This is a genomic window from Bacillus sp. V3B (genome assembly GCF_024494465.1).
Lineage (GTDB): Bacteria > Bacillota > Bacilli > Bacillales > Cytobacillaceae > Bacillus_BD.
Map to the genome: position 1 here is coordinate 1 of NZ_JAETXM010000035.1, position 17,349 is coordinate 17,349.

General features: G+C 38.8%; 28 protein-coding genes, 1 tRNA gene and 1 pseudogene. 9 read left to right on the top strand and 21 right to left on the bottom strand.

Going from position 1 to position 17,349, the window contains the following annotated elements; all coding sequences use genetic code 11:
- Positions 1-271: 271 nt before the first annotated feature.
- From JMM81_RS20835 to JMM81_RS20855, 5 genes are all read left to right on the top strand, one after another.
- The gene (locus tag JMM81_RS20835) at positions 272-448 is read left to right on the top strand and encodes a hypothetical protein (RefSeq protein ID WP_256243472.1); all 177 of its coding nucleotides are present in this window, start codon (positions 272-274) and stop codon (positions 446-448) included.
- A 433-nt stretch (positions 449-881) separates the two neighbouring features.
- Positions 882-1,577: an MgtC/SapB family protein gene (locus JMM81_RS20840; protein ID WP_256243473.1), complete on the top strand. Its 696-nt coding sequence runs from the start codon at positions 882-884 to the stop codon at positions 1,575-1,577.
- 115 nt (positions 1,578-1,692) lie between these two features.
- Positions 1,693-1,765 (top strand) — tRNA-Ala (locus JMM81_RS20845).
- 243 nt (positions 1,766-2,008) lie between these two features.
- Positions 2,009-2,986, top strand: a complete 978-nt coding sequence (locus tag JMM81_RS20850; protein ID WP_256243474.1) for a tyrosine-type recombinase/integrase — start codon at positions 2,009-2,011, stop codon at positions 2,984-2,986.
- An 18-nt stretch (positions 2,987-3,004) separates the two neighbouring features.
- A complete protein-coding gene (locus JMM81_RS20855) occupies positions 3,005-3,865 on the top strand; it encodes a helix-turn-helix domain-containing protein (RefSeq protein ID WP_256243476.1) in 861 nt (286 codons plus the stop codon).
- 133 nt (positions 3,866-3,998) lie between these two features.
- Here JMM81_RS20855 and JMM81_RS20860 read toward each other — a convergent pair whose 3' ends face one another.
- From JMM81_RS20860 to JMM81_RS23215, 18 genes are all read right to left on the bottom strand, one after another.
- The gene (locus JMM81_RS20860; RefSeq protein WP_256243477.1) at positions 3,999-4,373 is read right to left on the bottom strand and encodes a hypothetical protein; all 375 of its coding nucleotides are present in this window, start codon (positions 4,371-4,373) and stop codon (positions 3,999-4,001) included.
- A gap of 134 nt (positions 4,374-4,507) precedes the next feature.
- A complete protein-coding gene (locus JMM81_RS20865) occupies positions 4,508-4,726 on the bottom strand; it encodes a hypothetical protein (protein WP_256243478.1) in 219 nt (72 codons plus the stop codon).
- Between the two features lie 4 nt (positions 4,727-4,730).
- The gene (locus JMM81_RS20870) at positions 4,731-4,949 is read right to left on the bottom strand and encodes a hypothetical protein (RefSeq protein WP_256243479.1); all 219 of its coding nucleotides are present in this window, start codon (positions 4,947-4,949) and stop codon (positions 4,731-4,733) included.
- A complete protein-coding gene (locus JMM81_RS20875; protein ID WP_256243480.1) occupies positions 4,936-5,124 on the bottom strand; it encodes a hypothetical protein in 189 nt (62 codons plus the stop codon). Before JMM81_RS20875 ends, JMM81_RS20870 begins: the two co-directional genes overlap by 14 nt.
- 205 nt (positions 5,125-5,329) lie before the next feature.
- A complete protein-coding gene (locus JMM81_RS20880; RefSeq protein ID WP_256243481.1) occupies positions 5,330-5,530 on the bottom strand; it encodes a hypothetical protein in 201 nt (66 codons plus the stop codon).
- Positions 5,527-5,886, bottom strand: a complete 360-nt coding sequence (locus JMM81_RS20885) for a hypothetical protein (RefSeq protein WP_256243482.1) — start codon at positions 5,884-5,886, stop codon at positions 5,527-5,529. Before JMM81_RS20885 ends, JMM81_RS20880 begins: the two co-directional genes overlap by 4 nt.
- Positions 5,886-6,125: a hypothetical protein gene (locus tag JMM81_RS20890; RefSeq protein ID WP_256243484.1), complete on the bottom strand. Its 240-nt coding sequence runs from the start codon at positions 6,123-6,125 to the stop codon at positions 5,886-5,888. Before JMM81_RS20890 ends, JMM81_RS20885 begins: the two co-directional genes overlap by 1 nt.
- Positions 6,122-6,748, bottom strand: coding sequence for a hypothetical protein (locus JMM81_RS20895; protein WP_256243485.1), 627 nt, complete (start codon positions 6,746-6,748; stop codon positions 6,122-6,124). The genes JMM81_RS20890 and JMM81_RS20895 overlap by 4 nt, the downstream gene beginning before the upstream one ends.
- Before the next feature lie 92 nt (positions 6,749-6,840).
- Positions 6,841-7,104 (bottom strand): hypothetical protein, encoded by a 264-nt coding sequence (locus tag JMM81_RS20900; RefSeq protein ID WP_256243486.1) that lies wholly within the window; start codon positions 7,102-7,104, stop codon positions 6,841-6,843.
- Between the two features lie 16 nt (positions 7,105-7,120).
- A complete protein-coding gene (locus JMM81_RS20905; RefSeq protein WP_256243487.1) occupies positions 7,121-7,351 on the bottom strand; it encodes a helix-turn-helix domain-containing protein in 231 nt (76 codons plus the stop codon).
- A gap of 221 nt (positions 7,352-7,572) precedes the next feature.
- Positions 7,573-8,043, bottom strand: a complete 471-nt coding sequence (locus JMM81_RS20910; protein WP_256243488.1) for a phBC6A51 family helix-turn-helix protein — start codon at positions 8,041-8,043, stop codon at positions 7,573-7,575.
- A 23-nt stretch (positions 8,044-8,066) separates the two neighbouring features.
- Positions 8,067-8,240 carry a hypothetical protein gene (locus tag JMM81_RS20915; RefSeq protein WP_256243489.1) on the bottom strand — a complete coding sequence of 58 codons (174 nt, stop codon included), beginning with the start codon at positions 8,238-8,240 and terminating at the stop codon, positions 8,067-8,069.
- A 143-nt stretch (positions 8,241-8,383) separates the two neighbouring features.
- On the bottom strand, positions 8,384-9,331 hold the full coding sequence (locus JMM81_RS20920) for a hypothetical protein (RefSeq protein WP_256243490.1): 948 nt from the start codon (positions 9,329-9,331) through the stop codon (positions 8,384-8,386).
- Between the two features lie 103 nt (positions 9,332-9,434).
- The gene (locus JMM81_RS20925) at positions 9,435-9,764 is read right to left on the bottom strand and encodes a hypothetical protein (protein WP_256243491.1); all 330 of its coding nucleotides are present in this window, start codon (positions 9,762-9,764) and stop codon (positions 9,435-9,437) included.
- A gap of 2 nt (positions 9,765-9,766) precedes the next feature.
- Complete coding sequence (locus JMM81_RS20930) at positions 9,767-10,420, bottom strand: HNH endonuclease family protein (protein ID WP_256243492.1); 654 nt, start codon at positions 10,418-10,420, stop codon at positions 9,767-9,769.
- A 38-nt stretch (positions 10,421-10,458) separates the two neighbouring features.
- Complete coding sequence (locus JMM81_RS20935) at positions 10,459-10,689, bottom strand: helix-turn-helix domain-containing protein (RefSeq protein WP_256243493.1); 231 nt, start codon at positions 10,687-10,689, stop codon at positions 10,459-10,461.
- Between the two features lie 286 nt (positions 10,690-10,975).
- The gene (locus tag JMM81_RS20940) at positions 10,976-11,785 is read right to left on the bottom strand and encodes a J domain-containing protein (protein WP_256243494.1); all 810 of its coding nucleotides are present in this window, start codon (positions 11,783-11,785) and stop codon (positions 10,976-10,978) included.
- Between the two features lie 907 nt (positions 11,786-12,692).
- Positions 12,693-12,842, bottom strand: a complete 150-nt coding sequence (locus tag JMM81_RS23215) for a BRO family protein (RefSeq protein ID WP_375162429.1) — start codon at positions 12,840-12,842, stop codon at positions 12,693-12,695.
- A 205-nt stretch (positions 12,843-13,047) separates the two neighbouring features.
- Here JMM81_RS23215 and JMM81_RS20945 point away from each other — a divergent pair, with 205 nt between their 5' ends.
- The 4 genes from JMM81_RS20945 (at position 13,048) to JMM81_RS20960 (ending at position 15,045) form a co-directional block, all read left to right on the top strand.
- Positions 13,048-13,230, top strand: a complete 183-nt coding sequence (locus JMM81_RS20945; RefSeq protein ID WP_256243495.1) for a hypothetical protein — start codon at positions 13,048-13,050, stop codon at positions 13,228-13,230.
- Positions 13,231-13,577: 347 nt separating this feature from the next.
- Positions 13,578-14,030 (top strand): hypothetical protein, encoded by a 453-nt coding sequence (locus JMM81_RS20950; RefSeq protein ID WP_256243496.1) that lies wholly within the window; start codon positions 13,578-13,580, stop codon positions 14,028-14,030.
- 20 nt (positions 14,031-14,050) lie between these two features.
- The gene (locus JMM81_RS20955; RefSeq protein WP_256243497.1) at positions 14,051-14,353 is read left to right on the top strand and encodes a hypothetical protein; all 303 of its coding nucleotides are present in this window, start codon (positions 14,051-14,053) and stop codon (positions 14,351-14,353) included.
- A gap of 101 nt (positions 14,354-14,454) precedes the next feature.
- Positions 14,455-15,045, top strand: a complete 591-nt coding sequence (locus JMM81_RS20960) for a hypothetical protein (protein ID WP_256243498.1) — start codon at positions 14,455-14,457, stop codon at positions 15,043-15,045.
- 394 nt (positions 15,046-15,439) lie between these two features.
- Here JMM81_RS20960 and JMM81_RS20965 read toward each other — a convergent pair.
- The 3 genes and pseudogenes from JMM81_RS20965 to JMM81_RS20975 all read right to left on the bottom strand — a co-directional run bounded on the left by JMM81_RS20965 (position 15,440) and on the right by JMM81_RS20975 (position 17,304).
- Positions 15,440-16,542, bottom strand: a pseudogene (locus JMM81_RS20965) (site-specific integrase).
- Positions 16,543-16,717: 175 nt separating this feature from the next.
- On the bottom strand, positions 16,718-16,930 hold the full coding sequence (locus JMM81_RS20970) for a helix-turn-helix domain-containing protein (RefSeq protein WP_256243499.1): 213 nt from the start codon (positions 16,928-16,930) through the stop codon (positions 16,718-16,720).
- Positions 16,931-17,025: 95 nt separating this feature from the next.
- On the bottom strand, positions 17,026-17,304 hold the full coding sequence (locus JMM81_RS20975; protein WP_256243500.1) for a hypothetical protein: 279 nt from the start codon (positions 17,302-17,304) through the stop codon (positions 17,026-17,028).
- Positions 17,305-17,349 lie beyond the last annotated feature (45 nt).

Here is a 17,349-nt window from a genome sequence, read left to right on the forward strand (position 1 = left end):
AGAGCAATTTATTGAATCGCCTCATAAGCGACTTTACTAATTTAACACATCTCATTAACCACTGTCAACAACTTCAGCAAAAAACTTTTTTATTTTTTAACAACTGTTTTGAAGACAAGTATTAATATACCATGCCTAAAAAGTGTTTGCAATATAATTTAAAAACTTTTTTCAAAAACACTCTCACTCTCAATAAAATAGAACTAATCATATTATTAGGAGAACTATCATAAGTTCTAGTAACCCTATTAAATTTGAAAGGTGATGAAGCATGCTTCAAACTGGTGCATTATTCTTATCGTTCATTATGACATTATTTTTATTCTCATATGCATATATTGAAGGAATTAAAATAGCAAACACAGAAGGTAAAGTTCAAGGAGGAACTTTTATTTTATCAGTTGTTTCAGCATTCTTATTTTCAGCATTCACATTTGTTTTTTCTTAAAATAACCATTTACATTATTAATAGCTCCTACACGTTTAATTAAGTAGGGGCTATTTAAATACATCATTTTTTTATTTTCCCTATCACTTTTCTATTTATGATCATCATCACCGACCACTTTATTTTTTATACGATTTAAATATTAATCTATTTACATCGTTACACCTTCTCTATCTAGCTTTTACTCAAAAAGTAATCATTCGATTATCCCTTCTATAACGCCTTGTGTAGATTTAGTTTTTAACTTCATTTTTCTTTCATTCATTTTGTTTGACTCATTGTTATCTCCTTTTACAAATTAGGTGCTTATACATGATGTAATGTGTTATATTTTAATACAAACATTTTATTTGATCTATTTTTCAAAAAATTCCGTCTTATAAACTAACCTAAATCATTTCTTCAAAAAAACTAATAAAAGAGAGAGATTGCGATGAGCTATTTAGAATTTGATATCTTAATTAAATTAGGGATTTCAGCTGTGTTGGGGATGGTTATAGGTCTTGAAAGAGAATTAAAACGGAAGCCTGTTGGTTTAAAGACAAGCCTGGTTATTTCTATTGTAAGTTGTTTGCTAACGATTGTATCGATTGAATCGGCTTATAAGTTCCCACATAATGATCTCATTAACATCACGATGGACCCTCTTCGTCTTGCTGCACAAATTGTCTCTGGCATTGGTTTTCTTGGTGCGGGAGTTATTTTACGCCGGGAGAACGATAGTATATCGGGTTTAACAACCGCTGCCCTTATCTGGGGTGCTGCCGGGGTTGGGATCGCGGTTGGAGCTGGGTACTATGTAGAGGCGATAGCTGGAGTAACGATGCTCATTATTAGTGTAAAACTTATCCCTTTTTTATTCAGTGTAATTGGGCCGAAACAGCTGCGACAAAAGGAAATCCCATTACAGTTAAGGGTTTCTGATAAAGAGAATTTCGATTCCATCCTCCTCGCCTTTGAGAAAGAGAAAATTACCATTAGAAGTCTTCATATTAAAGATTTAAAGGAAGGAGATCACTTGATCAGACTCATTGTCACAGTTGATTACAAAAGGAACATAACGGATGTATATTATAGCGTTTCACGTATTGAAGGGGTCAAACGAATGGAGATTGGAAGTCTGCAGTGATATTCCTTCTATATTCCTTCTATATATAGAAGGAATATTTTTTTGCATTCAGAACATAAAAAAGCCTTGCATCACAGGCTTTTTCTCGTTATAATAATTTTTGTAATTAATTTTCGGGGAATTAGCTCAGCTGGGAGAGCGCAACGCTGGCAGCGTTGAGGTCAGGGGTTCGAGCCCCCTATTCTCCATACGATATTGAAAAGAACGTCATATCAACGGATATGGCGTTTTTTATTTCGTTGACTTGTCACGTTGACTTGTCGCAGATAACAACACCAAACGAAATCAGATAACAACACGCCTATTCTTTACGATAACAATCGTATTGAAAGGGCGTGTTTTTTGTTATGGTCGAAAAGCATTCGGAACGACGAAAAGGGAAACGGGTCAAAAGCGAAAGAACCGTCGCCCCTTCGTCTTCAAACAATGACTTGGACGGTCTATTCGAAATCTATTACAATGCAAGTTTTGCGGGAGGTCGGGCGAAACGAACGCTTGAAAAGTATCGCCTTATTTACGGGAATCTTTGCAAGTATTTAGACGGGCACGGCGTCGGGCGTGACACTCGGAATATAGACGTTGACTTGATTCGGGATTACGTCGGTTGGTTGCTTCGTGATTATATTCAATTCGAAGACCACAAGTTCAAGAAGGACGAAGACAAAAAGAAAGGATTGTCCCCACGGACAACCAACGATTATTTGAAGACTTTGCGGACGTTCTTCCGATTCCTTGCCGAAGAAGAAAAGATTCCCGTCAACCCGTTTGAAGCCGTTCACAATGTCAAATATACGGATACTGAAATTGTCGTCTTGACCGCCGAAGAATTGAAACGATTACTTGACGCCCCCGACAAACGGTCATACACAGGCTTCCGTGATTACGTTGTAATGACACTATTAATCGATACAATGACACGAATCAATGAAGCATTGTCGTTAAAGATTCCCCATATTGATTTTTCAAATAACACAGTCACTATTCGGGCGACAATTGCAAAGAGTCGAAAAGCAAGGATAATTCCAATACAAAAACAAACGGCAAAACTATTGAAAGACCTTATCAAGGAAACGGAAGAATTTGATTCGGAATTTATCTTTCTTGCGAATTATGGCGAAGTGTTGACGCCTAATAATTTTAGAAATCAATTGCGGCGACACTATATCAAGAAGGCGGGAATCAAGAAACGGGTTCACCCTCATTTATTTAGACATACGGCGGCAACTTTGTTTCTTGAAGCGGGCGGAGATATCCGACACTTACAATTGTTGTTGGGTCATTCCGATTTAAGAATGGTTATGAGATACACGCACTTATCAAACCGAGCATTGAAAGAACAACACGATAAATATTCGGCATTAAATCAAGTTACGGGGAAATTGAATCAGAATCGAAAAACTAAACGATAACAAAGGGGAATGTCAACAATGGATATCAAGGCAATTAATTTTGAGGAACTTCGAAAGCATGAATCATTTAAGAATATCGACGAAATGGACGAATCCGTCCGCAAATATACGGAAGAACTTCGCCATGACTTGCCGCAATCCGTTGTTGACATCCTTTGGTTGCTCGGACGGTCGTCTTTGCGTTGCGTTGGATTATCGTTCATGAAGCAAGCGACAATCGCCAAAAACACGGGATATTCCCGCAAGACCGTGAACAAGGCGTTGAAGAAGTTGGAATCGTTGGGCGTGATTGATTCGGTTCGCACAAAAACAAAGTCGGGGCGTCCAAGTGTTAAAATTTACCGAATCCTTCCGTTTTGCATTGATAGGTTACACCAAGCGGTTACATCATGCGAAGCCGACGAAGCCAACAATAACGCCGCTTTGAACGTTATTGAAACTTTCGAACCAATTAGCTTTAAGCAAAAAACTTCTTTAAAAACATTAGACAACAAATCCGCCGACGAAAATAAAAATAAATCAATTGATAAAATCGACGACATTGACCCCGATCAATTGAACGATCTTATTCCCGAAGTAATTGTTGAAAAGGAATTCGTTGATCTTGCAAAACCTTTCTTTGGAACTCGGAAGATTCTTTCGTTGTCCCGTGCATTGAATAATGCCTTGAAATCGGTCAATTTTTCGTTGAAAGACAACTATGTATTCGAAGCGGTCGAAAGTGCATTTAAATCAACTGTATGGTCGTATAAAATGAATCGAATCAAAGGGAACTTTTCGTCGTATTTCTTCGGGGTCTTGAAAAGTGAATTCGGAGTAATACAACGTAGGATTACAAGGGATAAAAATCCGCTCTTTTATAATTGGCTGGAAGCATAAATCCATTCTAAGGTGTTTCAATGGGTTTTGTTGACGTCTAAGGATTTCGAATATACTTTACTGCCTTACGTGGTGAAGCCGTGGATCATGTGTATGTATGAAAAGGAACGCCCGAAAGCGTCCCCCGTGTGAATTAAGAATTGCCGATATTGATTCCTATTGTCGCCGTTCCAACAACGTTATAAGAGAAGCGGAACTTCCCGTTCGTTCTGAATTTGAATCGGTCGTTCACGTTCCCCGTATATGAAAGAACTTTTTCAGAAACTTCATTCGAAAAGTACGGTTCTTGAACGAACTGTGAATCCGTTGCAATAGTGCGGACGAGGGAATAATTCGTTCCGTCGTTTGTTTCTTCAACGCTGATTTCAATTGTTGCCCCTTCGGAAGCGTTGGAAACTGTTAGTCCGCCGAATACTTTCGATCCGTTTCCTTTGAAATAATCATTTTCGAAAGTTCCGATTCCCGTTACTTCGATTGGTTGAACATTTAATAAAGCATCATAAGCCATTATAAAAACACCTCTTTGTTTTATTTTTCACAATGACGGCGATTCCCTTCGATCAAATCAACCATGCCTTGAAGGTGATCACGAATGAAAATCCGAAGGGAAGCCGCCGTTGCGAATAGATTTATATTTTTGTTTTATTCTATATTCGGGTCGTTCTTTGCGATTGCGTCCGACAAAAATGAATATTGCGGATTTCGTCCGACGTAAAATTTATATCTCATATCGGACAATGTGCCCTTTAAACCAAGCGACCGTAACGCAAGAACTTCAATATCTTGGTGTCCTAATCCTTCGATCGGAACGCCATTTGTAATGCAAATATTTTTCCAATAATTGTTTGACATTTTTGACATTTCGTCACCCCGTCCCGAAGTAGTCCTTGCGACGTCTTGCAAGTTCCTTTTCGGCTTCTTCGTGGGTGCGGAATCCCCGTTTGATTTCATACTCCATTGATTCGATATCCATTTCGTACAATTGATTTTGAAGTTCAACAAGTCGTTTATTGATTGCGTTGACTTCCCTTTCTTCGTTCAACGCTTGAATTCGTTTCAAGATTTCGTTGTTATCCTTCGGCACTATCTCCACCTCCAGCGATTTTATTTGTATTCGCTTCGCCGAACGTTTGACGGCGGTCTTGGTCTTGACGTAGTTGTGAATAGTTAAATGCGACGTCTTCTTTGATCGGGGTCATAGACCTTGAATCAAGTCGTGTTCGACCCGTTGTCTTTTTTCGATAAGTAATCGGAATCATTATTTCACCCCCGATAACTCTTCCGCCAACGTCCTAACAACGTCCACTGGTAGCAATGTTATTCTTGCGACTTGAAAGATCGTTTTGGTCTTGTCGTATTGTAACAATGTTCTTGCGTGGTGCTTTCGATCATCAACCAACGCCCTAACTTCATATTTTGTCGGGTTCAACAATTGGTCCGTGATATCAAAAAGACGACGCCCCATCATAAGGAATCGCCGCCGCTTATTTCTTTCAATTGTTCGTCAATCGCTTTTAATTCTGCTTCAATTTCTTCGAGTGACATTCGTTTGATATCTTCGGGAATGTCTTTATTTAGAAGTGTAAAAAGTTTATTTACGCTGTTAAAGTCACCCGCCTTCGCTCTTTCAATTAATAATGCAACGATTTCCTTTTTTACCATCATTCGTCACCCCCGATTAATTTTTGATACTTCGCTTGTGCGGCTTCCATTTCTTGTTTAACCGCTTCAAGTTCCGCTTCCTTGTCCTTATCGAACTCATTCGCCTTGCGTTGCTGTTGCTCGGATTGTTCTTGATTTTTGATACTGTATTCATACGACCCAAGCGTCAACAACTGCATTGGATTTAAAGAATTCGGATCACGTTGGAATTGTTCTTTAAGTGCTTTTAAAGAATCGCTTGCGGGATCGGTGTTTGCTTGTGAATTCCCACGTTCCGCATACCCTTGAATTATTAAATCCATCGGTGAATATTTCTTTTCTTGATAATTTAAACCGTCATATTGATTATTTTTTGGCATTAGAAAAACCTCCTTTCATTCGTTTGATATTTAATCTTTTTGCCGTTTGCTTCCTTCAATCTTCGTCCAACAATCTTTTGAACCGAAGCGACTTCATAACCCGAAATCCCGACTTCTTCGGCAATTCCATCTTTTGAAAGACCTTGCGACATTAACGATTCAACAAGGTCAATTGTTCGTTCCCGATACTTTTCTTGCTTGGCGACTACTTGAACACCGTTCATTTTCCCTCTAATCACTTCGAATCACCGACCCAATGCGGAAGAATTCCCGATTTAACGGCGTCTTCTTGCGTCTTCTTGGATAATCCAATCGAATCGATTTCAAGGAATTGACTTACGTGTAATCCGACCTTGACCGTTTCGGGGAAGACATGCGGAATATTTACGGATAAATCACTTCGATTTTGTCCTAATGATTCCATAAAATCGTTATATTGACTGTTTGCGGGGTCGACTTCCTTCGCCGCTTGTCCAATTGCCGCCAACTTACGGACGTAAAATTCACGTGCTTCGAGTGCTTCCTTGACCGACTTGTCAACGTTCTTTTGTGCGGATTCAACCTTCTTTGCACGTTGTTCACGGATAAACGGAATTGATTCGATTGCAACCTTCTTTTTCACGCTTCCGACCTTTGCAATCATTCGTTCAACTTCCGATAGTTCTTGTCGACGTGCTTTTAAGAAGTCGCTGGCTTCTTCAAGGTCTTGATCCGATATTTGACCCAGCGCAAACAATTCAACCGTTTGTTCAAGAGCCGCTTCCATTTCTTCGATTGTCTTGACAATGCCGCCACGCTTTTCTTCTAATTTTGCAAGCTGTTCGTTGACCTTTTCGACCTTCTCATTTTTGAATAGTTTCATTTATTTCGCCCTCCTTCTCGGTTTCATTATTTTGTGATTTTTTCCAATCCTTGAAATCGTCATATTCGACCGCTTGCAAGAATTCACGATAATTATTCATAGTCCGTGACTTCCAACTTTTCTATAATTTTTCCCGCTTCATCAATGTCGATTTCTTCCATGAGTAAACGACCGATAACGGGTTTTATTTCACGTTCCACATTAGAATTATTGAGATATCGACAAATCAACTTGATATTGTGGTCGTAAAGTTCGCAAATCAAATCGTCCTCAATAGTACACGCTGCTATCCATTCGAGACTTTCTTTTGCAAGTCCGATCAATGCGAAAAGTTGACCTTCACTTCGTAATGACATTCGAATCACCCCGATTTTATATTTTTGATAGTTTGATTGTTTTGCGAATATACGAAAGAAGGTCTTCGTCCACATTGAACGCCTTCAACACCGCTTGACTTTGGATATCGTCAAGTGAACGATTCCCAGCTTCAATATAAGTCACCGCACTTGCAGACCGATCAATCACGATTGCAACGTCAATGACACGGGCATTTCGTAATGTGCGAATCAATCGCAATTCTTCACCGTTTATTTTTGTTTTCATCTGAATCACCCCGTTTATTTGGTATTTTATTTATTTCGAAATATAGAATTCAATTGATAGGTAAAATAAAAGGCGACCCCCAACGAAGGAAGCCGCACTCTTTACCATTTCGGAGGAAACCAAAATGTCAAACGAAATCCCGACCAAGAAACCCGTTCTATACACAATTCGAGAAAACGGGTCATAAACAAGGCGAATCATCGAAATTGATATATCAATGATTAATCTTTCGATTCCCCTTTTGCTTCGTCGATCAATTCTTTTAATTCTTCCAAATCTTTCGCAAGTTGTTTGTCACGTTCATCAAATTCAGAAAGATCACGACGGTCGTTTTCGGGCATATTCGCCGTGATTTCGTGCTTGTCGGTCAACAATGATTCGTACTTCATTATTAATTCCGCATGTTTTCCGCTTCCTTCCATTGCTCGTTGAATAACCACGTTCAAGACGTCGGGCATGACTTCCTTGACGTTCTGTCGTGTCTTTTGAGCAACCAACGCTTGAAACCGTGGATCGTTTCTCCAAGTGCGAAGCTGGCGTTCTGATATGGAAGATTTGTCACTTATTTCTTTCAACGTGAATCCGCCACGTGAAGGCAACGCAAGAAGTTCCGCCGCTTGTTGCATATTTGTTGAATATTGCCCCGTTCCTTGTAAATGTAATTCAGTTCGATCATATTTTCCGCTTGTCATAAGTAAAACCCCCTTTATTTTGTTTATACTAATTGGAAACTTTTTCGGACGGATTGAACCCGATTTGTTTCCATTTCTTCGAATTGCCGCATTAATTCACGGGCACGTTTCGGTTGATAGGATCGGAACTCGATCACACCGTTCGGACGCCTTGCAACAATTTTCTTTTCGCCGTTCATGGTCACAATTTTCGCCATTCAAGCACACCCCAAACAGTTTTTTAAATTTATTTTTCATTCAATGCCCCAATCTTGAATTCTTAATCGAACTAATAAGTGAGCGAAGCGAACATATACCATCGTATTAATACAACATAGACATTCGCCTAACTCACATACCGTCATATCAATTCGTGTAGTTCACCAAACGTTGATTGTATCTTCGACTTGATAGTTGTTTGGATACGCTTGACCTTCTTGTGTTCGATACCAAGTTCACGACCGATTGCACGATTAGACGGTTCGCCGCCATTGCGAAGCATGAATTGAAAGACCGATTTTTCTTCGTCCGTCAATATGTCACCGTGAAGCAATTGTTCAAATACGACCTTCAATTCCGCTTGTTGTGCCGTCGGGTCGGTTTGGTTTGCAATTGTCGCCGCTTGGAACTCGTTTTGTGCCGCCTTCCCGCCTTCGAGCATTGCGTCAAGACTTCTTGTCCTTCGTTCAAATCGTCGTTGCTTATTCTTTGTTTCGTGTCCCCATTCTCTCGTTGTGAAATCCTTTGTCCGTGACATATACGATTGATTCAACGTTTCATAGAATGTAAAGATCGGATTGGTCAACGGTTGATTTGCAAGCCGCACCAATTCGAGATTGAATTCCGAAACCAATTCTTCCGCCACGATTCCATATTTGTAGAAACCGAAGTCTTGAATGATTTTGACCGCCGAAGCAAATATATTTTGTTGTAATAGTTTCGCCATGACCGACAAAGCGTCTTCATCTTCCCCAATATACGGAATCTTTGCGACCTTCTTGCGAATCTTCGGGTCTTCCGAATCTTTCATTGCGTTGTAGTATCGTGCAACACCCGCTGTAAATTGTTGATTGTCGGGATCGTCGCCTTCATCTTGATAGTGAATCTCGTATAAAGTTTCGTACATTATGACCATCTTTTGACGACCCCTTTTCGGGAATCTTGTCTTTAATCTTCGCCAAAAATGGTCACGATCATTTTCGGGCATTACAAGAAAATGTCTTACGTCTTCGCCCCTTGCGATAATTAATTTTGATTTGTCAATTTCAGTTTTACCGAATAATTCTCCGTACTTCCCCAAAGCTAACATCCTATTTCCCCCCGTTTTGTCGGTGCTTATTACATAACCAACACGCCCCTTTGCATTATTTTTATATAAAGGGAACGACGATCAAGCCGTCCCCGTGAACCCTTTATATTGAACCGATAATCTTTGCCCCCTTCGGAATTTCAAGCACGATTCCCGACGCCTTCAACATTCGATATCGGTCGACCCCAATTCGTTCAATCACCGCTTCACCTTCGCTTGTTCTGAAGTCCAACAATGCTTTGATAACCTTCGGGACATATGAAGCGGATAATCCCGCACAACGGGCGATTTCTTCCTTCGATGCATGAATATTGTTCAAACCGTGTTCTTCAACAAACACCGCAATGACTAAAAGCATTGAAAATTGATTTGCTGACATTTCCTTTGCTAATTTCAACGTTTGATTGCGTTCACGATAAATATTTTCGTACATAATTATTGCACCCCCGCAATTCGACCATTTTTAATCAACCAATTGATTCGGATTGCTTCCAACCGTTCCAATTCCGCATTGACCGCATTGACATATGCTTCACGTGCTTCTTCTTTTGTATCAAACGTCCCGATATACTTATACATTGACAATTTCGTCTTGAATTTCCCATTTGGCGTTATTGAGAACCCCCGTGCATGATTCAAATGACTTTTAAGAGTGTTTTCGCCTTGCGTCACGACTTCTAAGTTTTCGGGCGTGTTATTCAAGGAATCTTCATCAATATGATTAACCACGATAGACAATCCCGTTTCCTCTTTGAATCCTTCATATTTTTCGAGTTCGTGACGCATTATGTGACGGTGCAAAGGCATTGTTTTCCCTTCGATTGCTATTTGTGCATAGAAACCCCCCGCCAAATTTTTAAGCGACGTTATGGTAATTTTTGAATTAATACTTTGATAATCTTCGTATGAAAGCGTCGTTTTAAGACCATTTATCAAGTCGATTGTGACCGTTCCGTCACCGTTGATTTTGTAGTCATTGAATTGCGTGTTCATATTCCAACCGTTTTTTCGTTTGATATACTTCAACAATTTCGCTTCACTTTCATTTTGCGGTGTCAAACTGATAATTTCGTTTTCTCTAATAAACATTGGTCGATTCCTCCTTTCGCATAGTTTTTTTGTTGTGATTATTTGAATCTTTTCGACATTTGGACAATATTATTTGCATGGATCAAATCCGCTTCACTAATCCCGAAGAACCGAATCAATCGTTGTTCATTCTTTGGTGAAATCGGCATTTTCCCCGTTTCAATCGAACATATTGCCGTTTGTGAAATCGAAGTCCCTTTCGATAATGTCCGTTGGTCAATCCCCTTCGTTGTTCGAAGTAATTTGACGATATCCCCGTTTAGTTTCATAGATGAAAACCCCCTTCTATTTGTTCAATGAACAGTTTTAATGTAAAAAATAAGAGCGACCGAAGCCGCAACGACCGCTATTTTGGGGAAAATAGTTTGAAGTCATACGAAGCATTTAACCGCTTCAAAGTAATAATTGAACAGAACGAGTTTACAACAAGGGTAAAAACGTCTTTATTTTCGATTGCTGCTTTTCGTCTTACATGAATATCTGTGGATCAATTCCAACGTTTTGTGACGCCTTGCAAAAAAGAATATTGTTTTATCTATAAAGACCCATTCCCTTTCATTCGTCTTGACGATTCATTTCGATAAGGCCTTGAAGCATTTTTTTGAAGAACCGATCATGTTCAAGATGTTTATACGGCGTCGAATCGGGGTGCAACAACTTTACTAATTTTCGATACGACTTCTTTTCACCACAAGTTGCGTCGTGAATATCTTCTCTATATTTACTAAGGAAGTCGGTGAAACTTTGAACGCCATCACTTTCGACTTTTTCTTTGCGTTGCTTGCGTCGTGCTTTGATTTCTTCTTCTTCGGAATCACTAAAAAATTCGAATTCTTCTTCGTTGGTTGCTTCGGTTTCGTAACATTCCATTTCTTCGCACCATTGTTGTGCTTCTTTCAATACACCGATTTCCCAACCTTCAACATGTATAGTCGTCGTGTCGGGGTGCAACAATTTAGAGAGTCTTCGGAACAACTTCTTCGGCGAAGTCTTCAAGATTCGAGCCATTCCCGATAAAAACGGCGAACAATAATCGTCATTTGAAGCCGATTCATAAAATGCCCGAATAAGATCGGCGTCGCTTGCGTCTTCGTGAAGGAAGAATGGTTCTTCGTTGCCTTCGAATTGATCTTCGTTTGTTGCTTCGGATTCTTCTTCTTCGATTGGGTCTTCATTCGGATTGATTATCGCTTCAACAATTGCAAGTGGAATGAATCGAGTGTTCCCGTTGCCCTTTATGCGGACTTTATGCGGCTTTAACGTTTCATTTATTGCCTTCTTCGACATTCCGTTTTGAATAAGCATAGCCACCGCCATATCTGCATAAATAAGTTCCCCTTCGAATAAATCTACTTGAATGTTCATAACCGATAACCCCCCGTTTGTTTTTGTCTTACACGTGTATCTGTGCAACACTAGTGACGTTTTGTGACGGTAGAATGAAGGGAAATTTAAAAAGCGGAAGTCCGTCAATTGCGACATTTTCCCGATCGGGGGTTCGATAGACAAATAGTTGTTCAACGATTAATAGATAAATCCGACAATACTTCCAAAGGGTTTCGATTTACTCGGAATGGACTTCGGAACTCATTTCGAAAGGGGGGTTCGAATACCTTCAAAACGTTGATTTGTCGCCATTTAAGCGAAGTGTATGTATTTGTATTCAGAAGGTAAATTTGAACGATTTGGGGTCGATTGTGGGCGTTTGACATTGCTTCGAAGGGGTACAAATAAACTCGAATGACTACAAAAAGGGGTTCGAATGGGACTTCGTTTGGGATTTCGTTTTTCATACGGGATTCGGAAAATGCGGTTTTCGTGTGCCGACTTTCAAAACTTTCGAGACAACAACAATAGAAGGAAGTCGCAATTGATCGGGCGAAGGTCTTGCGATTGCTTCGGGGATTGTAACGATATGAAGCCGCCTTCCCATAATGCTTGGATACGTTAATCTATACGTTGTAGACTATACGGTTGTAGGTTTGGCGAAGGTTGCGTTGTTAGTACGATAGTATATGTTCGCTTCGCTCACTTATTAGTTCGATTAAGAATTCAAGATTGGGGCATTCAAGGAAAAATTTTTTAACTTTTTTTTACGCAAAGAAAAAAGCCGCCACATTGGACGACTGATTAACGTTGATTTCAAATATTCACCTTAACTCTTAAAAGTATATATAACGCTAGGGTGAAGTTTTGAACACCCCCGATTCCAGCAACATATAATCACGTTTCAAATCGACCATTTCGGCATATATGGATTTACGGTTGTCGGTTAGAATTGTTTCGCTTCGGGTTTACGTCTTCGCATAATTGCGGAATAAAGACCCGCTTCACTTATTATCGTTACATTACGTTTTTGACCTTCCCTACCTAATAAGCGGGTCATCTTTTCGTCGTCATCTAATGTTCTTGATTCACGAATCCGTTCGTCCTTCTATTTTGTAAAGCGGTTGTAATGGACGAATATCTTGTCTTATCGAATGTATGAATCTTTCTATTTTCGTACATTCAAAACATCGGATTCCTTGATTCAATGCCATTTTGGGCGATTTGGTCGAACTCATTTATAAAATCGTACATTCAAAATGTTGGTTCTATCGGCTTTTATATTCGGGTGAAATCATCAAATGTCCGATTCAATTTTAAGTGACACGTTTTCAACAACGGGTGAACCCACGTCCCTATATACGGCAACAATAACCTTTTGTAATTCGTCTTGTAATAGGAATCATTGTCGGATTGTAACCAGCGAAGGACAAACAGATACAAACGTCTTACAAGCGATTAGAACAACGATAGGGAATCAATGAATAAATACATTCGAAAGGAAATAGAACACGACACGGACGAAGCATTAAATCGACATTGGCAAAGGAATCGACTTCGGGAATTGCGTATGGGGGCAACGGGTGAATGGGGGCGTCCTTTCAGCTCGAAAGCTGATTTTCAGATATACGAAATCAAATCCATATCTTCGGGGTCATGACCATGACACCAACGTCGGACAATGGACATTGACTTCGAAAAGGATTCGACCTTTGCCTAAAATGAAAATCGCTATTAAATTTTTTCACAACGTTTTTGAAAACTTCGGGGTTTTTGGTACAATGGAAATGGAAGAAAATTGATACTATTATTGAAAGGAAGATTGATAGATTTGCCAACTTGGGTGCAATGGATTAGTTTTGGACTTGCGATTGTTGGTTCAATGACTGGCATTTGGGCGTTAGTCCTTAATCACCAACGGACAACAATTGCAAAACGAAAAGAAAAGGAACGTCTTGAATCAAAAAAGAAGGCGAAATTTTCGGTTGATCGGATAAAAGAAATGGGTTCGAAAAGTATGCAAGACAAATTCATTCTTCAAAATGTCGGGGAAGCCGAAGCAAGGAACGTTCAAGTCGAATTTTACAACTATGATCGGAAAGGTGACGGTTCAAAGCGAAAGGTAAATTTGCTTATGGACAACGTGCCTTCGAAAATAAATGCGGGTCAAACGGTGAAAACGCTAATGATGATTGCAGGAAGCACCGCACCGCCGTTTGAAATCGTTATAACGTGGGACGACGATTTTCAAGACGGGAATCAATTTGAAACAACTTTGAATTAATTCCGAAAGGACGTGTCACTTTGAAGAAATATTTGAAAGACCGTTTGCTTCGAAATTCAATCGAAGCCCATATCCGCATTGTAAACGAAGGGGAAGCCGCCAATCTTGAAGAATTCGGATTCGAAGCGGGAACACCGATTGAACGAATTCATCAATACAACGCATTGACGATCTTGTCAAAGTTAGATTTCAGTCGTGAAGAATCGCTTGACCCGAAAAGTAAATCAACGTCATTCTTGGACGAATTAGCAAAGTCGGAATCCAACGTTGAAACCATTATCGAAAAGTTAACCGCATATAGGGAAGAAATCGTCAATTCATAAAAGGGTTGGCGGTTTTTTATTGCCTTGAATAATTTCCCTTAAAATACAAACTTATCTATGTTACGGTTAAAAAGGAAATTAATTCAAGGGGGAAACGTGACATGAAAAAATTATTGTTTGGAATTGGCTCGCTTATTGTCGGGGGAAGTATCGTCACGGGATACATGGTCACGAAAGCGGACGCACCAACGAAAGAAGAAGTCGTTCAAAATTTTAACGAAGAACAATTCATTGAACGGGTCAAGAATTATCCGAAAAATACGTTTTTCACGGAAGACCTACAAAAACAAGCCAATCAATATACTAAGTCAATCGAAAGGAACGAAGAACCGCCGATTGATCGGTCGTTGACTTCGGACAATGCGGAAGCAATCGAATATCTTGTTGAAGGAAAGAAGCAAGACATTCTTCGCCATATGCCTTTCGGTGAATTACGTTTATATGAAACGTTTGAACAAGGTTATTATCCGCAAGAACTTCTTGACGAAGCCGTTGCGACGTATGAACCGATTTTGAATTCGGTCAAAGCAATGTCCGAAAATGAAACGTTGGACAAGATCGTCGATCAAACAATTGTTGAAATGAAAGAAGCGGCGGCGAACGGGGACGCCTTCGGATATCTGGAAGCGTGGAACGATATCAACGTAATAAAAGAAACGGCGGGAAATCGTTTATATAATGAAATGTTTTAGCGGCGGGACATTGATTCCGTCTTTTTTAGTGTTAGAAAATCGCCCTACAAGCAAATTATCTTCGACCTTTCGGGCAACCGTTCGTTAATTGCATATAACCGCCTTTAATTGTTGCAGATAACAACGCCTATTGATATAATTGACTTATCGTAATTGAATTGTCGTGTTGATTTATCGTTGGTATAGTTGACTTTTCGGTTGACTTGACGTCTATATATCGTATGTTCAACGCTGGCAGCGTTGAGGTCAGGGGTTCGAGCCCCCTATTCTCCATCGCTAATTGAAAAGGGGAAATCCTTGATATATAAGGGTTTCTCCTTTTTATTTGTTTTTTTCTATTAACCATTCAAACTGCCAAAAATACCTTTTGGTCACACTTTGGTCACAAGAGCTTTTAATTTATTATTTCATCTAGTTTCCTTTCTACTTCTTCTTGCATAGACGGAAGAACGTGTGAATAGGTATCGAGAGTAACTTTTATATTACTATGACCTAACCGTTCTGAGATTACTTTAACATTTATCCCCTTAGAAAGAAGCATTGTAGCATGTATATGTCTTAAGTCATGGAAACGGATTTGAGGAACATCTGCTGATTTAATTAATCGATTAAATGTTCTTCTTACATTAGCTGGGTTAAGTGGTGTTCCATGTTGTGTACATGCAACTAAATCAAGATCTTCGTAAATAGATCCTAAACCAAGCTTTTCCTTTGATATATTTAATTTACGCTATTTAAGAAAATTCACTGTAGACTTAGATAAATTAATGGTCCTTAAACTAGACTTCGTTTTCGCACCACTAATAAATTTCTTTCCGTCATGACTTAGAGTTTGCTTTATATTTAAAAGCCCTTTCTTAAAGTCAATATCCTTCCATCGTAATCCTAAGATTTCACCTTGTCGCATTCCTGTTGTTAAAGCCAAAAGGAAAACAATATACATAGGATCTTCTTTTACTTCTCTAAGAAAACAATTAACTTCTTCTTCATTCCATACGTACATTTCTTTTTTATTTGCCTTTGGTAATTTAACTTTTAAAGTAGGATTTTTAGGAAGTAATTCAAAGTCCACTGCGTGTTCAAGTGAATTTCTAATAATTTCATATACTTTTTTTACCGTGGCACTCCTTAATCCCTCATCACTCAAACTATTAATGTAAGATTGAAGCTCCATTGTAGTAAGCTTTGATATTGGATACTTCCCTAGTATAGGAATAATTCTAGCTTGAAGATAGTTTTGGTAAACTTTTGCTGTTTGATCCCCTATACTCTTCTGTTTAGTGGAAAACCATTGACCTAAGTATTCTTTATATTGGATCTTTGATGGCTCAATGTAAGTTCCTTGATTAATTGAGTTTATAGCTTCTGTTAAAGCTTTCTGAGCTTCCTTTTTAGTTTTAAATCCTCTTTGTTTTTTTGTTTGCGTTTACCATTAACATTCGGAAGGGAGAATACATAGTACCAACTTTTCCCTTCTTTTTTTACAGAACCTTTCATTTTCATCTCTCCTCAATTTAAAAATATAAAGTGCTAATGCCGTATAGAACGGAATAGCACTTTAATAGAAGAGAGTGCCTTAATTACAGCACATCTCAAATTCATAACTACTTATATGAGATGTGACAGTATGCCACCTCAAATATATATATAAACCACTGACATAATCAATAACTTATTGTAATTTGTTAATCTTTTCCTTAGTATATTCTGTACCATAAAGCCAATGGACAAAAACTGCCTTTAGGATCTTTATTCTTTTACCCACTCTCACTGAGTGAAACTGCCCTGACGATACTAACTCATAAGCTTGACGTCTACCAATACCTAAAATTTCTTGAATATCATCAACATTTAATACATCCGGATACTGATCTATATTTTTCATTACGTATTCCTCCAAGCTGTTTTATTTAAAACACTGGAATGGTTCAAAAACAGACCTGTTTTGGTATTTAAATTTAGACCTTCTTAATTAAAATTTTACAAGTTTAATACTTTGATAGATTTATTAAAACTAGCTAGGGTTTGATCAAAATCCATCTCTTCCTCTATTTGCAGTGTTAATTCTATCTCCTCCCTTTTTAGGAAATCCAAATATTTTAATTTAAGCTCCAAAAGTTTCTCTGTCTGTACTTCTGAGAGGTCCCTTTTGTTAAGCTCTGTTATAATTTGCTCAAGTTGACTTCCAAAAAGCTCAATCCTCTTATGCTTTTGCACATAATACAACCGATAAAGTTCCTCTAACTCAATTGCCTTCATGTTTGCTATTTCTCTTTCTAGCTCTTTATTCCATTCTATTATTTG